Source organism: Variovorax sp. GW821-FHT09B05, from assembly GCF_059418265.1.
The window spans coordinates 299,330-313,385 of sequence record NZ_JBWKPN010000002.1 but is presented as its reverse complement, the minus strand read 5'-3'; the positions used below and the strand labels follow the sequence as shown (position 1 = coordinate 313,385).

Sequence of the window (14,056 nt, the reverse complement as noted above, 5' to 3'; positions counted from 1 at the left end):
GGCGGAACTGAATGTCGAGCGAAGTGCGTCCCCCAGAAAAAACCCGGCCGAAGCCGGGTCGCGGGACATCGAGGTCAGGCCTTGAACCTGTCCTTCGCTCGCCGTGCGAAATCGTTGGTGTAGGTTTTCGCCAGGTCGATCTTGTCGGCCTTGACGGAAGTATCGAAGCTCGCGATCGCGGCCAGCGCGGTCTTGGGTCCCTCGGACGGCACGATGCCGTCGGGCGCGATCGATTCGCGCACCTTGTCGAACGAGGCGAGGTAGAGCGCGCGGTCGCCGAGCAGGTAGGTCTCGGGCACGGTCTTGATGATGTCGCCCGGGCCCGCGGTCTGCAGCCACTTGAGGCCGTGCACGATCGCGTTGGCCAGCGCCTGGCAGGTGTTGGGGTTCTTCTGCACGAAGTCGACCGGCGCATAGAGGCAGGCGGCCGGCATCGGCCCGCCGAACACCTGCTGCGTGCCCTTGAGCGTGCGCGTGTCGCTGATGATCTTCACGTCGCCCTTCTGCTCGAGCATGGTCATCACCGGGTCGGTGTTGCTGATGGCGTCGATCTGGCCCGAGCGCAGCGCGGTGAGCGCGCCGGCCGCGACGCCCACGCCGATGTAGCTCACGTCGCTGGCCTTGAGGCCGCCGCGCGAGAGCACGAGGTTGGCCACCATGTTGGTCGACGAGCCCGGCGCCGAGACGCCGATCTTCTTGCCCTTGAGGTCGGCGATGCCGGCATAGCTCGACATGTTCTTGGTCGACACGCCCATCGCGATCTGCGGTGCGCGGCCCTGCAGCACGAAGGCCTGGAAGAACTGGTTCTTGGCCTGCAGGTTGATGGTGTGCTCGTAGGCACCCGAGCACACGTCGGCCGAGCCGCCGACCACCGCCTGCAAAGCACGCGCGCCGCCCGCGAAGTCGGAGATCTCGACGTCGAGCCCCTCGGCCTTGAAGTAGCCGAGCTGCTCGGAGATGGTGAGCGGCAGGTAATAGAACGCCGCCTTGCCGCCGACCGCGATCGAGATCCTGGTTTTCTCCAGCTTCGGCTGCGCAAACACCCGCGGCAACGCGATGGTGGCGGCGGCGATGGCCGAGGCGGAGATGAGGGTGCGGCGGTGAAGCATGGAACGTGGCCTGCGGCGGCTTGGGGTGGCTCTGGGATGCGTCGAAACTGAATCGAGCTTAGGGGCGCGCGCAGGGTCGCTGCATCGGGGTCATCCCGTGCGGGTTTTCACGTAAGCATGAAGGCCTCTCACAGAGTGGAAAAAGGCCGGATTCGACCGCGCTATTTCGCGAGGAACAGGATCGCGATGTTGACCACGAACGCAGCCGCCCAGACCGCGCTGCGCAGCGCCGGAATGCCCTTGATGTAGAGCGCGAGATAGGCCACGCGCAGCAGCACGTAGGCGATCGCGAGGCGGTCGATCCACAGTTGCGCGGCGCCGAGCTGGTGCGCGATGAGCACCGCGCCGATGAAGAACGGCAGGCCTTCGAAGCTGTTGGCCTGCGCAGCGTTGGCGCGCGCGCGCCAGCCCGCCTGCCTGGCGGCCCAGTCGCGCGGCTGCGCGTTGTCGCTGGGACGGAACGCGCCGGCCTTGGCGATCCAGGCCGCGAGGTACGGCAGGCCGCAGGCGATGAAGACGCACCAGTAGGCGACGGTGAGCAGCGACAGGGTCATGGGTGTCTCCGGAATCTCTTGGATGCGCCGCGCAGCGCGGTATGAGCGCCGCGCAGCGGCGGTGGCCGCCGCGGGATCAGCGCCGGTCGACCAGCGCGTGCGCGATGGTGCCGAGGTCCACGTACTCGAGCTCGCTGCCCGCGGGCACGCCGCGCGCGAGCCGCGTGACCGTGAGGCCGCGCTGGCGCAGCGCATCGCCGATGACGTGCGCCGTGGCCTCGCCCTCGGCCGTGAAGTTGGTCGCGAGGATCACCTCGGCCACGGTGCCGTCGAGCGCGCGCTCGAACAGCTTCTGCAGGCCGATGTCCTTGGGACCGATGCCGTCGAGCGGACTGAGCTTGCCCATCAGCACGAAGTAGTAGCCGCGAAAGGCGTTGGTGCGTTCGAGCGCGGCCTGGTCGGCCGGCGTCTCGACCACGCAGAGCTTGGTCGCGTCGCGCCGCACGTCGAGGCAGACGTTGCACACCGGCATCTCGGTGAAGGTGTTGCAGCGCTCGCAATGGCGCACCTGCCCCGCCGCCTGCTGCAGGGCACGCGCGAGCAGCTGCGCGCCCTCGCGGTCGTGCTGCAGCAGGTGGAAGGCCATGCGCGAGGCCGACTTGACGCCCACGCCCGGCAGGCGGCGCAGCGCATCGACGAGCGCGTCGAGGGAACCGGCGTCGGACACGTCAGCCTTGGTGGCGCAGCGGCATCAGAACGGCAGCTTCATGCCCGGCGGCAGGCCCGGCATGCCGGCGGTCAGCTTGCCCATCTTCTGCTCGCTGGTCTCCTCGGCCTTGCGCACGGCGGCATTGAAGGCGGCGGCCACGAGGTCCTCGAGCATGTCCTTGTCGTCGGCCAGCAGGCTCGGGTCGATGGTGATGCGCTTGACGTCGTGCTTGCAGGTCATCACGACCTTGACCAGGCCGGCGCCCGATTCGCCCTCGACCTCGATGTGGGCCAGTTCTTCCTGGGCCTTCTTGAGGTTGTCCTGCATTGCCTGCGCCTGCTTCATGAGGCCGGCCAGTTGTCCTTTGTTGAACATCGTTGGTCCTGTGGATCGGTTGGGTGGATGGAGAAGGATAAGAGATGGAAGCGCAGATGGCGGCGAAGCCTCGCCGCCGCAAGGGCCACGGCCGATTGTCGCCGCTGCGCGTGGCCCGCTGCGCTCAGGCCGGTTTGAGCGAGCCCGGGACGATCCTCGCGTCGAAGTCGCGCATCAGGGCCTGGATCTCGGGATCGCTGCGGATCGCCTCCTCGGCGATGCGCTGGCGCTCGTCGGCGGCGGCCTTGTTGCGGCGGGCCGGGCTGTCGACCACGCCGCCGACCTCGATCGCGAGCTTGACCTCGTGGCCGATCGCGGCCAGCGCGGCGATCAGCTTCTCGCGGCTCGAGGGCTGGTTGAGCGATTCGCGCTCGATGCGCAGCAGCCACTGGTCGGTATCGCGTGCCACCAGCTGCGACTGCAGCGCCAGTTCGCGCGTGAGCGCGGCGATGCTCTCGGCCGCGATCAGCTGCGTGACGGTGGCGAACCAGAAGTCGCCCTCCTCGCTCGGCGGGATGGGCGCGGCCGGGGCCTGGGCGCCGTCGCGCGGCGTGTCGCGCGCGCCGGGCGGCGGCTGCACGCGCATCGGCACGGCGACCACCTTGGCGGGATCGGGTTCGGGGGCGTCCTCGGGTGGACGCGCCTCGGGCCGGCGCACGGGCTGGTCGACGACCGGCAGGCGGTGGCCCGCGGGCGCGTGGGCCGGCGGCTGCGTGGGCGCGGCATCGGACACGGGCGCCGGGCGCGGCGCCTCGGCCGACATGCTGCGCACGGGGATCGGCCGCGGCGGCTGCGCGGGGGCGGCAACGGGGGCCGGCGCCGCCGCCGGGGCGTCATTCAGAGTTTTTTTTTCCGCGGAGGCCGAGCCGGCCGCGTTCTGCGCAGGCTTGAACGCCAGCAGCCGCAGCAGCACCATCGTGAGCGCGGCGTATTCGTCGGGCGCGAGGCCGAGCTCGCCGCGGCCGTGCAGGCACAGGCTGTACAGCAGTTGCGTTTCGTCGGCCGGCATCAGCAGCGCGAGCCGCGCGGTGTCGGCCGCGTCGGGATCGGTGGCGGACGTGGCGGCCTCGGCGCGCGAAGGCACGGCCTGCAGCACCGCCATGGCCTGCAGCACCGCGGTCATTTCCTCGAGCGTGGAGGCGGCCGACATGCCGTCGATGCGCAGCGCCTCGGAGGTCTCGACCACGGTCTTGCCGTCGCCCTGCGCGAGCGCCTCGATCAGGCGGAACACATGGCCGCGGTCGACGCTGCCGAGCATCTGGCGCACGCCGGCCTCGACCAGCTCGCCGTTGCCGAAGGCGATCGCCTGGTCGGTCAGCGAGAGCGCGTCGCGCATCGAGCCGCGCGCCGCGCGCGCGAGCAGGCGCAGCGCCTGCGGCTCGGCCGGCACCTGCTCGGTCTGCAGCACCGAGGTCAGGTGCTCGAGCACCGTCTCGGGCGCCATCGGGCGCAGGTTGAACTGCAGGCAGCGCGACAGCACTGTGACCGGCACCTTCTGCGGATCGGTGGTGGCCAGCACGAACTTGAGGTACTCGGGCGGCTCCTCGAGCGTCTTCAGCATCGCGTTGAACGCGGTGTTGGTCAGCATGTGCACTTCGTCGATCATGAAGACCTTGAAGCGGCCCTGCACCGGCTTGTAGACCGCCTGCTCGAGCAGTGACTGCACCTCGTCCACGCCGCGGTTCGAGGCCGCGTCGAGCTCGGTGTAGTCGACGAAGCGGCCGGCGTCGATGTCGCGGCAGGCCTGGCACACGCCGCAGGGCGTGGCGGTGATGCCGCCCTGCCCGTCCGGCCCCTGGCAGTTGAGCGACTTGGCCAGGATGCGCGAGACGGTGGTCTTGCCCACGCCGCGCGTGCCGGTGAACAGGTAGGCGTGATGCAGGCGCTGGGTGGTGAGCGCGTTCTCGAGCGCCTGCACCACGTGCCCCTGACCGACCATCTCAGCGAAGGTTTTCGGACGGAACTTGCGGGCGAGCACGATATAGGACATTGCGCCCATTCTAAAAGCCGCGAAGGGGCCCTTCGGCGTCCGCCTCTTCGATGTTTCTCATCGATCGATTCACCGCCCCGGCGAAGGGGGCAACGCGAGCGAGGTTAGAATCGCCGCTGACGGGCCTCCCTGCATGGTGAAGTGGCCAACCGGGTCAGGTGGGGAACCAAGCAGCCCTAACTGCGTAGTCAGTGCCAGGGGTAAGGCTCGTCAACTTCTTCAGCGCTTTCGTTTCGGCTCGAAACGGGAGCCGCGCCAACCGCTCCTCGTTCCATCGATCACGGCCTGGGTCTCATGCAAGACCCAGCCGCGCGAGCACGCCGCGCGCGGCCGCGACGCCGCTGGCCATCGAGGCCGTGAGCAGGTAGCCGCCGGTCGGCGCTTCCCAGTCGAGCATCTCCCCCGCCACGAACACGCCGGGCAGCGCGCTCGCCATCAGCTGCGCATCGAGCGCCTCGAAGCGCACGCCACCCGCAGTGCTGATCGCCTCGTCGACCGGGCGCGCGGCCAGCAGCCGCAGCGGCACGGCCTTGATCGCCTGCGCGAGCTGCAGCGGATCGTGCATCGCCTCGCGGCTCAGCACCTCGTAGAGCACGCCGGCCTTGATGCCCTCGAGGCCGAGCCGGCTCTTGAGATGGCTGCCGAGCGAACGCGCGCCGCGCGGATGTTTGACCGCGGCCAGCACCTGCTCGGCGCTGCGGTCGGGCAACAGGTCGAGCAGCAATGTGGCGCTGCCGTTCGCGGCGATCTCGTCGCGCAGCAGGGCCGAGACGGCATAGACCAGGCTGCCCTCGATACCGCCCGCCGTGGCGACGAACTCGCCCTTGCGCGCGAACTGCCGGCCGCGGCTGTCTGTGAACGACACGGCCACCGACTTGAAGGGCTGGCCCGCGAAGCGCTCCGAGAAATGCGCGCTCCAGCCGCTGCCGTCGAAGCCGCAGTTGGCGGGTTGCAGCTCCGCCACCGCCACGCCCTGCGCCTGCAGCCGCGGCGCCCAGGCACCATCGGAACCGAGCCGCGCCCAGCTCGCGCCGCCGAGCGCGAGCACCACCGCATCGGCCGAGGCCTCGACCTCGCCCGCGGGCGTGTCAAAGCGCAGCACGCCGGGCGAGACCGCGGCATCGCCGGTCCAGCGGTGCCGCATGTGGAACTGCACGCCGGCCTCGCGCAGCCGGTGCAGCCAGGCACGCAGCAGCGGCGCGGCCTTCATGTCGGTGGGAAACACGCGGCCCGAGCTGCCGACGAAGGTCTCGATGCCCAGGCCCGCGGCCCATTCGCGCAGTTGCGCGGGACCGAAGGCCGCGAGCATCGGCTCGAGTTCGGCGCGGCGTTCGCCGAAGCGGCCCACGAAGGCCTCGAAGGGCTCGGAGTGCGTGAGGTTGAGCCCGCCGCGCCCCGCGAGCAGGAACTTGCGCCCGACCGAGGGCATGGCGTCGTAGAGGTGCACGTTCGCACCGGCCGCGGAAAGGATTTCCGCCGCCATCAGGCCGGCGGGGCCGCCGCCGATCACGGCGACGGTGGGAGAAGAAGTCATTCGAGGTTCACCAGTTCGCCCTGCCCGGTCAGGAACGCGGCGCGTACCGTGGCACCGGGATGGGCCTGCTGCACGGCCGCGCGGTAGCGCTGCATCTGTGCGATGAGCGCGGCATCGCGCTCGGGCCTTGCGGCCGATTTGTAGTCGAGGATCCACCAGGTGCCGCCGGCGCGCTCGCGCACCAGCCGGTCGATGCGCAGCGTGTCGCCTTCGTGCACCAGCGTGACCTCGTTGCCGTGCCAGTCGATCCGCTCGAGGTCCCAGGCCCAGGCACCCGCGCCGGCGCGGATGCGCGCGGCCAGCGCCGCGGCGCCGCGCGCCTGCTGCGCGTCGAGCAGGAACTCCTGCGCCGCCGCGCGCACATGGGCCGCGGCCAAGGGCTCGCCGGGCACCGACCATTCGAGCAAGCGATGCATCGCCTGGCCGAAGGCCGCGGCGCGCGCGTCGAGGGTGGCCGCCTTTTCCTTGCGCACGACGGGCACCGGCGGCGTCGCGGAAGCGAACACCGGCAGCTCCTGGATCGCGAAGACGGCCTGCGCCTGCGCTGCGACCGGCGCCACCAGCGGCTCGTCGGCATCGACGGTCTCGCAGGCCTCGGCCAGCCGCGCCCACCAGCTGCCTTCGTTGGCGCGCGCGGGGCGCACCGACGACAGCACCAGCCGCGCGCGGGCGCGCGTGGTCGCGACATAGAGGCCGTTGAGCTCCTCGCGGTGGCGCGCGCGCTGCTCGTCGAGCAGCAGCGATGCCGCGCAGGCCGGCGGCGTCTTCTCGCTCGCGAGGAAGACGAAGCGCGTCGGCACGCGGTCGCCGCCCTTCCACTCGACCAGCACGCCCATGGTCTGGGCGCGCGGCGGCGGCGCGTCGCAATCGAGCATCAGCACGGTGTCGGCCTCGAGGCCCTTGGCGCCGTGCACCGTCAGCAGTTGCACCGCCTCGGGCGCGGCCACCGACGGGGCGCGCACGCCGCCGGCACGCAGCGCGCGCACCAGCGCATAGGGCGTGACGAAGCGCGCGCCGTCGATGTCGAGCGACGCGGCCAGCAGGCCGCGCAGGTTGGCCAGCGCGCCCTGGCGCAGCGCGGCGGGCACGGCGGCGCCGAACTTCGCGAGCACATCGCCGTCGTGGAAGATCGCGTCGAGTGCATCGTGCGGCGGCAGCGTGGCCAACCAGCGCTGCCAGCGCTTGAGACGCGGCGCGGCCTCGGCCAGCGCGGCCGGCAGGTCCTCGCCGGTCTGCAGCAACCGGAACCAGCTCCAGCCCGGCAGCGCGCGCTGGCGCAGCGCCAGCTGCACGAGATCCTCGTCGCCGATGCCGAACAGCGGCGACTTGAGCGCGCGCGCCAGCGAGAGATCGTGCGCGGGCGAGACCAGCGCATCGATCAACGCCACCATGTCCTGCACCTCGGGCGCATCGTGCAACTCGTTCTTCTCGGGCTGCTGCACCGGGATGTGACGCTGGCGCAGCGCGTCCTGCATCGCGGCGAGCCGGCTGCGGCGGCGCGACAGCACCATGATCTGGCGCGGCGGCGTACCGTCGGCGATCAGTTGCGCGATCCAGCGCGCGGCCTGCTCGCATTCCTTCTGCAGCAGCTGTTCCTCGGGCAGCACGCGCGGCGTGACCAGGCTGTCGCGCCAGTGCAGCATGCCGTCGTCGGCCGGAGCCGCTTCGGCCGCGGCCTCGGCGGCATCGCGCTCGATGGCCGGCAGCTTCAGCAGCGCGCCCTCGTCGCTGCGCTCGGTGGTGTGGGCACGGAAACCGTCGAACTCGCCGGCCTCCTGCGCGGCCAGCATGGCCTGGTTGACCAGGCCCACGACGGCGCGCGCATTGCGGTGCGTGTGGTCGCAGTTGAGCAGCTCGCCGCCGAGGCCTTCGCGCACGAACTTCTTCGCGGCGATGAAGACCTGCGGCTCGGCGCGGCGGAAGCGGTAGATGCTCTGCTTCGGATCGCCCACGACGAACACGCGCGGCGCGCTGCCGCCCGCGCCCACGTAGGCGCTGAGCCAGCCGTAGAGCGCCTGCCACTGCAGCGGGTTGGTGTCCTGGAACTCGTCGATCAAGAGGTGCGCGATGCGCGCATCGAGCCGCTCCTGCACCCAGCCCGAGAGCGCCGACTGGCCCAACAGCAGTTGCGCGGCCTGCTCGACGTCGTTCATGTCGACCCAGCCATGAGCGCGCTTGACGCCCGCGAAGGCATCGATCAGCAGGCGCGTGAGCCGCGTCATGCGCTGCTGGTAGAGCCAGGCCGCGTGCTGGGCCTGCGCAGCGCACAGCAGCTGCAGCTCGGCCTCGGCCTCCTGCGCGGCTGGGTACTTCTGCAGGTTCTTGTTGAGCCGGTCTTCCGTCGCGACGAAGAAGCTCTTGCGCAGCAGCGCGAGCGCCGCCGGCAGCGCGGACTCGGCCGGCTCGCCGGTGCCGAAGATGTCGATGACGGCCTCGGCCGCCTTCTGCGGCGTCTTGTTGGTCTCGCGGCCAAGCGCGGCGGCGCGGTCGAGCCAGCGCCGGCGCACGGCCTCGCCGCGCAGCGCGTCGGTGGGCGTGTCGAAGCCGGCCAGCGCCGGATGCAGGTCGGCGAAATGCCGCACCGCCTCGGCCGGTTCGGCGAGCGAGAACTCCACGCGCCGCGTGAGCGCCTCGCCGAGCGCCTTGGCGGTCTGCGAGCGGCCGTAGGTGGCGACCACCGCGTAGTAGTCGGCCAGCGCGTCAGGGTCGGCGGTCACGGCCTCGAAGAAGGGGCGCCAGGTGCGCGAGCGCGCCTCTGCATCGTCCTCGAGCAACTCGTAGTTCGACGGCAGGCCGAGCTCGCGCAGCACAGCGAGCGGCGCATTGCGCAGCAGTCCCGCGAACCAGGCGTGGAAGGTGCGGAACTGCACCGGCCGGCCGCCTTCGAGCAGGTGCCGGTACAGGCCCTTCAGGCGCGGCGCGGCGGCCAGCGCCTCGGCCGGCGGCATGCCGCGCATCACCAGTTCCTTGACCAGCTCCTCGGGCTCGCGCTCGGCGAAGGTCTCGAGCCACTGGTCGAGCCGCTCGCGCATCTCGCCGGCCGCCTTCTTGGTGAAGGTGATGGCGAGGATCTCGTGCGGCTGGCAGGCGTTGGCGCCGTCGTCGAGCAGCGCGCGCACGATGCGCGACACCAGCATCCAGGTCTTGCCCGCGCCCGCGCAGGCCTCGACCGCCACCGAGCGCCGCGGATCGCAGGCGACGGTGTAGAAGGCCTCGCGCGGCACGCGCTGGCCGTTGTGTTCGTAGGCGGCGCCGTTCATGGCGTGCTCCCCTGCAGCACGGCGGCGCCGGCATCGTCGCTCCAGAAATCCTTGCGGCACAGGCCGCGCGCGGTGCAGTGCTCGCACACCGTGCCTTCGCCCAGCGGCGGCAGCGGCGTGCCTTCGGCGATGCGCCGGAAGTCGTCGAGGATGCCGGCCACCAGCGCATCGCGCGCCTGCACCACCACCGGCTGCTCCACCGTCTGCGTGCCCGAGGACTTCTCGCCCACGTTGACGTAGGCCGCGCGCAGCGTGTCGTCGGCCACCAGCGCGGCATAGAAGGCGAGCTGCGTGTCCTCGGTCGGTTCCTTCACGCGCTCCTTGGTCACGGCCGAGGACTCGGTCTTGTAGTCGATCACGAAGGGCTGGCCATCGGGCATGCGGTCGATGCGGTCGAGCCGGCCCACCAGCTGCAGCGCGCCCAGCGGCTGCTCCTTCCAGGGTTCGGATTCGACGAAGACCGCGCCCGCGGCCTCGTGGCCCGCGAGCCAGTCGAGGTAGCCGTCGCGCACCGCGGGCCAGGCCGCGGCGAAGGGCAGGAACTCGGCGTCCGACAGGCCGTACTCGCGCGTGGCGCGCACGGCCGCGTCCTCGATGAAGCGCAGGCGCTCGCCGGCGTCGCGCGTGGGCGTCTGCTGCAGCGTCTCGTGGAAATGGCCGAGCACCGCATGCAGCCAGTTACCGAAGTCGCGCTTGTCGACCTCGGCATCGAGCTCGTCGGCGCTGCGCAGGCCGAGCTGGCGCAGCGCGAAGAAGCGATAGGGACAGCGGCGCAGGTCCTCGTAGACGCTGGTCGACACGTTGCGCAGCGGCAGCAGCGTGCCCGAGGGCGTCGGATAGAGGGTGGGACGCACGGGCACATCGCGCCGCGTGCGCGGATCGTCGGTGAACGCGAGCGCATGGTCGAGCTCGAGCCCCTGCACCAGCGGGCTGGGCCGCACGGGCTCGCCGCTGGCATCGGCGCTGCGCCACAGCAGTTCGCACCAGGGATTGCACAGGGCCGCGTTCCAGGCCGCGCGCTGCGCCGCCTCGAGCGCCTCGCGCGAAGGCAGGCCGAGCTCGAGCCGCTGCGCGGCGCTCCAGTTGCCGGGCGGCTCGGGCGATGCGGGCAGGCGGCGGTCGTCGCAGCCCGGAATCACGATCGCGCCGAAGGCCCGGCCCAGCAACTGGTGCAAGGGCAGCACGATCACCTGCGGTATCTCGCCATTGACGGGCGGCACGAAGCTCGCGTCCTCGAGCACGTCGCGCACCCAGGCCGTGAATTCGGACAGCGTGTGACGGCCGCCAGGAAAAGCCTCCTCGTCGCCGTGCGCGCCGGCATCGAGCCACAGTGCCGAGATCACCTTGCCGCCCGCGAGGTCGGCCTCGAGCGGCTCCCACTGGCCGGCCGCCTCGAGCAGCGCGCGCAATGCGACCAGCCATTCGGCCAGCGGGCGCGCCCGCGCCATCGGCGCGCGGCGGGCCTCGATCTCGTTCGTGAAGGGCATCAGCGCGACGTCCTGCGGCTTCTCGCTGTGCGCAGCCTGCGCGCACCAGGCCGACCAGTCGCGCACGCCCTCGCGCCGCAATCTCGACTCGAGTCCCTGCACCGCGAGCGCATCGCCGTCGTCGCCGCTCTTGAGCCAGTCGAGCACCTGGTCGCTGCCGGCGTCGTGCGCGCAGGCGCGCAGCGCACTCATCAGCATGGCGGCCGCGCGCGTGGTCGAGAGCTTCCAGCCGGTCTCGTCCTGCGCCGTGACGCCCTGCCCCTTGAGCCGCGCGCCGATGCGGCGCGTGAGCGCGCGGTCGGTGGCAACCAGCGCGACCGGACTGCGCCCCTCGGCCAAGTGGCGCAACGCGCAGGCCGCGGCAAGCTCGGCCTCGTCCTCGGGATCGATCGCGACATGGGCCGCGGACTGCCCGCTCGGCGCGATGGCCGGCACCAGCGACAGGCGCACGGCGCGCTCGCCCCACAGGCTGCACAGGGTCTGCGTCAAGGGGTCGGTCTGGAAGCCCTCGAGCACGATCAGCACGTCGATCTGCGCACGCGCGGGTTCGCGCAGCAGCACGTCGGTGGCATAGCTCGCGTTCGCGGCCCAGGCGACCGCGATGCGGATCAGCGCGCTCTCGATGCGGAACCACTCCGATTCGCTGCTCGCATCGGCCACGCCCGCGGCGCGCTCGGCCCAGGCACTGCCGCGCTCCTCGGGCGCAACCGCGGCCGCGAGCGGCGCGAGCTGGTAGGCCAGCTCGACCACGCGGCCCGCGAGCGCGAAGCGTTCGGCGCCGAAGCCGGTCTGCGAGAGCAGGCCCTGCGCGGTCACGAGGTCGCGCGCCATGTCGAAGGCGATGTCGTAGCCCGAGGGCACGAAGCCGCCCGCGCTGCGCGCCCAATTGCGCGTGGTCTCGAAGCGCGGCACGAAGCCCGGCGAGCCGCAGCGCGCCCACATCGCCTGCGCCACGCCCATGAGCTGCGCATAGGGCACCAGCACCATCGTGCGCGCCGCATGCGCCTGGCGTTCGGCGAGCACGCGCACGATGCGCGCGACCACACCATCGGCAGGGTCGCACCACAGGGCCTGGACGGGATGGCCTTCGTTCATGTTCTGTCGCGGGGGATTCGGTAGCGGGGCCGGGTCGCGACGAGGGCTCTGGCTATCGGCGCCATAGCCTTCGTGCATGCCACGTCACCCCTTGGTTTCTGTCACAATGACCCGCACTGTAGCTGCACCGAAACTCCCCGCGCACAAGGACTCCATCATGGCCAGCGAGCTGATCAAACACATCTCCGATTCCTCCTTCGAAGCCGACGTGCTCAAGTCCAGCCAGCCCGTGCTGGTCGACTACTGGGCCGAATGGTGCGGCCCCTGCAAGATGATCGCCCCGATCCTCGACGAAGTGTCGAGCGCCTACGAAGGCAAGCTGCAGATCGCCAAGCTCAACGTCGACGAGAACCGCGACATCCCCGCCAAGTTCGGCATCCGTGGCATCCCCACGCTGATGCTGTTCAAGGACGGCCAGCTCGCCGCCACCAAGGTCGGCGCCATGAGCAAAGCCCAGCTCACCGCCTTCATCGACCAGCAACTCGCCTGAGTGCTTTCAAACCGGCCAGCGCGCAACGCGTTGGCCGGCGCGTTTTTCCTGTCATAATCCTTAGCAGATCGCCGGCCCTTTCAGGTAGCCGGTTCGAGTTCCCCGGTCAGTGAGGCAGTTCTCGTCTCACATCGAACCACCCCCCTGTTCTCCGTTTCCCCTCGATTGCCCCCGCAAGGGGTCGTTCCATGCACTTAAACGAACTCAAGGCACTCCACGTGTCTGAAGTCCTCAAGCAGGCCGAAGCCCTTGAGATCGAAAACGTCGGCCGCATGCGCAAGCAGGAGCTGATGTTCGCGATCATCAAGAAGCGCGCGAAGGCCGGCGAACAGGTCTTCGCCGACGGTGTGCTCGAAATCCTGCCCGACGGCTTCGGCTTCCTGCGCAGCCCGGACACCAGCTTCACCGCCAGCACCGACGACATCTACATCAGCCCGAGCCAGGTGCGCCGCTTCAACCTGCACACCGGCGACATGATCGAGGGCGAGGTGCGCATTCCGAAGGACGGCGAACGCTACTTCGCGCTGACCAAGCTCGACGCCGTCAACGGCGGACCGCCCGAGCAGAACAAGCACAAGGTGATGTTCGAGAACCTGACGCCGCTGTTCCCCAAGGAACAGATGCGCCTCGAGCGCGACGGCATCAAGGGCGAAGAGAACATCACCGGCCGCGTGATCGACATCATCGCCCCCATCGGCAAGGGCCAGCGCGCCCTGCTCGTGGCACCGCCCAAGAGCGGCAAGACGGTGATGATGCAGCACATCGCGCACGCGATCAGCGCCAACTACCCCGAGGTCCACATGATGGTGCTGCTCGTCGACGAGCGCCCTGAAGAAGTGACCGAAATGCAGCGCACGGTGAAGGGCGAGGTCATCGCCTCCACCTTCGACGAGCCCGCCGCGCGCCACGTGCACGTGGCCGAAATGGTGATCGAGCGCGCCAAGCGCCTGGTCGAGCTCAAGAAGGACGTGGTGATCCTGCTCGACTCGATCACGCGCCTCGCACGCGCCTACAACAACGTCGTGCCCTCGTCGGGCAAGGTGCTGACCGGCGGCGTCGATGCCAACGCACTGCAGCGTCCCAAGCGCTTCCTGGGTGCCGCTCGCAACGTCGAGGAAGGCGGCTCGCTGACCATCATCGGCACCGCGCTGATCGACACCGGCAGCCGCATGGACGAAGTGATCTTCGAAGAGTTCAAGGGCACCGGCAACTCCGAAATCCACCTCGACCGCCGCCTCTACGAGAAGCGCGTGTTCCCCTCGATCCAGCTCAACCGCAGCGGCACGCGCCGCGAAGAGCTTCTGCTCGCGCCCGAGATCCTGCAGAAGACCCGCATCCTGCGTCAGCTCATGTACAACATGGACGAGATCGAGTCGATGGAGCTGATGCTCAAGAACATGAAGGCGACGAAGACCAATGTCGAGTTCTTCGACATGATGCGTCGCGGGGGTTGAGCCGGTCTTCGACCGAAGCTCGCCTCCCAAAAAGCGCGTTGCATCGCAAGATGCAGCGC

The 14,056-nt window shown here is 70.3% G+C and carries 10 protein-coding genes and 1 other RNA gene; 3 read left to right on the top strand and 8 right to left on the bottom strand.

The features are described from left to right. Nucleotides 1-74: 74 nt before the first annotated feature. From AC07RM_RS06305 to dnaX, 5 genes are all read right to left on the bottom strand, one after another. Nucleotides 75-1,109: an ABC transporter substrate-binding protein gene (locus AC07RM_RS06305; RefSeq protein ID WP_093341329.1), complete on the bottom strand. Its 1,035-nt coding sequence runs from the start codon at nucleotides 1,107-1,109 to the stop codon at nucleotides 75-77. A gap of 161 nt (nucleotides 1,110-1,270) precedes the next feature. Beyond that, complete coding sequence (locus tag AC07RM_RS06300) at nucleotides 1,271-1,663, bottom strand: MAPEG family protein (RefSeq protein WP_208513568.1); 393 nt, start codon at nucleotides 1,661-1,663, stop codon at nucleotides 1,271-1,273. Nucleotides 1,664-1,739: 76 nt separating this feature from the next. Beyond that, nucleotides 1,740-2,330, bottom strand: coding sequence for a recombination mediator RecR (gene recR, locus AC07RM_RS06295; protein WP_093341325.1), 591 nt, complete (start codon nucleotides 2,328-2,330; stop codon nucleotides 1,740-1,742). A gap of 24 nt (nucleotides 2,331-2,354) precedes the next feature. After that, nucleotides 2,355-2,687, bottom strand: coding sequence for a YbaB/EbfC family nucleoid-associated protein (locus AC07RM_RS06290; protein WP_007836669.1), 333 nt, complete (start codon nucleotides 2,685-2,687; stop codon nucleotides 2,355-2,357). A 124-nt stretch (nucleotides 2,688-2,811) separates the two neighbouring features. Beyond that, on the bottom strand, nucleotides 2,812-4,677 hold the full coding sequence (gene dnaX / locus AC07RM_RS06285; protein WP_495333806.1) for a DNA polymerase III subunit gamma/tau: 1,866 nt from the start codon (nucleotides 4,675-4,677) through the stop codon (nucleotides 2,812-2,814). A 118-nt stretch (nucleotides 4,678-4,795) separates the two neighbouring features. Between dnaX and ffs the strand changes: the two genes are divergently transcribed. After that, nucleotides 4,796-4,892: signal recognition particle sRNA small type (ffs, locus tag AC07RM_RS06280), an RNA gene on the top strand. Nucleotides 4,893-4,969: 77 nt separating this feature from the next. Here the strand turns inward: ffs and AC07RM_RS06275 are convergent. The 3 genes from AC07RM_RS06275 to AC07RM_RS06265 are packed head-to-tail and all read right to left on the bottom strand — an operon-like array spanning nucleotide 4,970 to nucleotide 12,053. Beyond that, nucleotides 4,970-6,211 (bottom strand): TIGR03862 family flavoprotein, encoded by a 1,242-nt coding sequence (locus AC07RM_RS06275; RefSeq protein WP_495333804.1) that lies wholly within the window; start codon nucleotides 6,209-6,211, stop codon nucleotides 4,970-4,972. Further along, nucleotides 6,208-9,471, bottom strand: a complete 3,264-nt coding sequence (locus tag AC07RM_RS06270) for a UvrD-helicase domain-containing protein (protein WP_495333802.1) — start codon at nucleotides 9,469-9,471, stop codon at nucleotides 6,208-6,210. The genes AC07RM_RS06275 and AC07RM_RS06270 overlap by 4 nt, the downstream gene beginning before the upstream one ends. Continuing rightward, nucleotides 9,468-12,053: a PD-(D/E)XK nuclease family protein gene (locus tag AC07RM_RS06265; protein WP_495333800.1), complete on the bottom strand. Its 2,586-nt coding sequence runs from the start codon at nucleotides 12,051-12,053 to the stop codon at nucleotides 9,468-9,470. The genes AC07RM_RS06270 and AC07RM_RS06265 overlap by 4 nt, the downstream gene beginning before the upstream one ends. Nucleotides 12,054-12,210: 157 nt before the next feature. On the opposite strand from AC07RM_RS06265, the gene trxA reads away from it, so the two are divergent. After that, a complete protein-coding gene (gene trxA, locus AC07RM_RS06260; RefSeq protein ID WP_057594218.1) occupies nucleotides 12,211-12,543 on the top strand; it encodes a thioredoxin TrxA in 333 nt (110 codons plus the stop codon). A gap of 188 nt (nucleotides 12,544-12,731) precedes the next feature. Next, entirely contained in the window at nucleotides 12,732-13,997 is a 1,266-nt protein-coding gene (gene rho / locus AC07RM_RS06255; protein ID WP_057594219.1) for a transcription termination factor Rho, read from the top strand. Nucleotides 13,998-14,056 lie beyond the last annotated feature (59 nt).

Bases quoted from the DNA above. Each gene is read 5' to 3' on its own strand.
- AC07RM_RS06305 (WP_093341329.1), bottom strand. From the start codon at position 1,109: ATGCTTCACCGCCGCACCCTCATCTCCGCCTCGGCCATCGCCGCCGCC.
- AC07RM_RS06300 (WP_208513568.1), bottom strand. From the start codon at position 1,663: ATGACCCTGTCGCTGCTCACCGTCGCCTACTGGTGCGTCTTCATCGCC.
- AC07RM_RS06290 (WP_007836669.1), bottom strand. From the start codon at position 2,687: ATGTTCAACAAAGGACAACTGGCCGGCCTCATGAAGCAGGCGCAGGCA.
- dnaX (WP_495333806.1), bottom strand. From the start codon at position 4,677: ATGTCCTATATCGTGCTCGCCCGCAAGTTCCGTCCGAAAACCTTCGCT.
- AC07RM_RS06275 (WP_495333804.1), bottom strand. From the start codon at position 6,211: ATGACTTCTTCTCCCACCGTCGCCGTGATCGGCGGCGGCCCCGCCGGC.
- AC07RM_RS06270 (WP_495333802.1), bottom strand. From the start codon at position 9,471: ATGAACGGCGCCGCCTACGAACACAACGGCCAGCGCGTGCCGCGCGAG.
- AC07RM_RS06265 (WP_495333800.1), bottom strand. From the start codon at position 12,053: ATGAACGAAGGCCATCCCGTCCAGGCCCTGTGGTGCGACCCTGCCGAT.
- trxA (WP_057594218.1), top strand. From the start codon at position 12,211: ATGGCCAGCGAGCTGATCAAACACATCTCCGATTCCTCCTTCGAAGCC.
- rho (WP_057594219.1), top strand. From the start codon at position 12,732: ATGCACTTAAACGAACTCAAGGCACTCCACGTGTCTGAAGTCCTCAAG.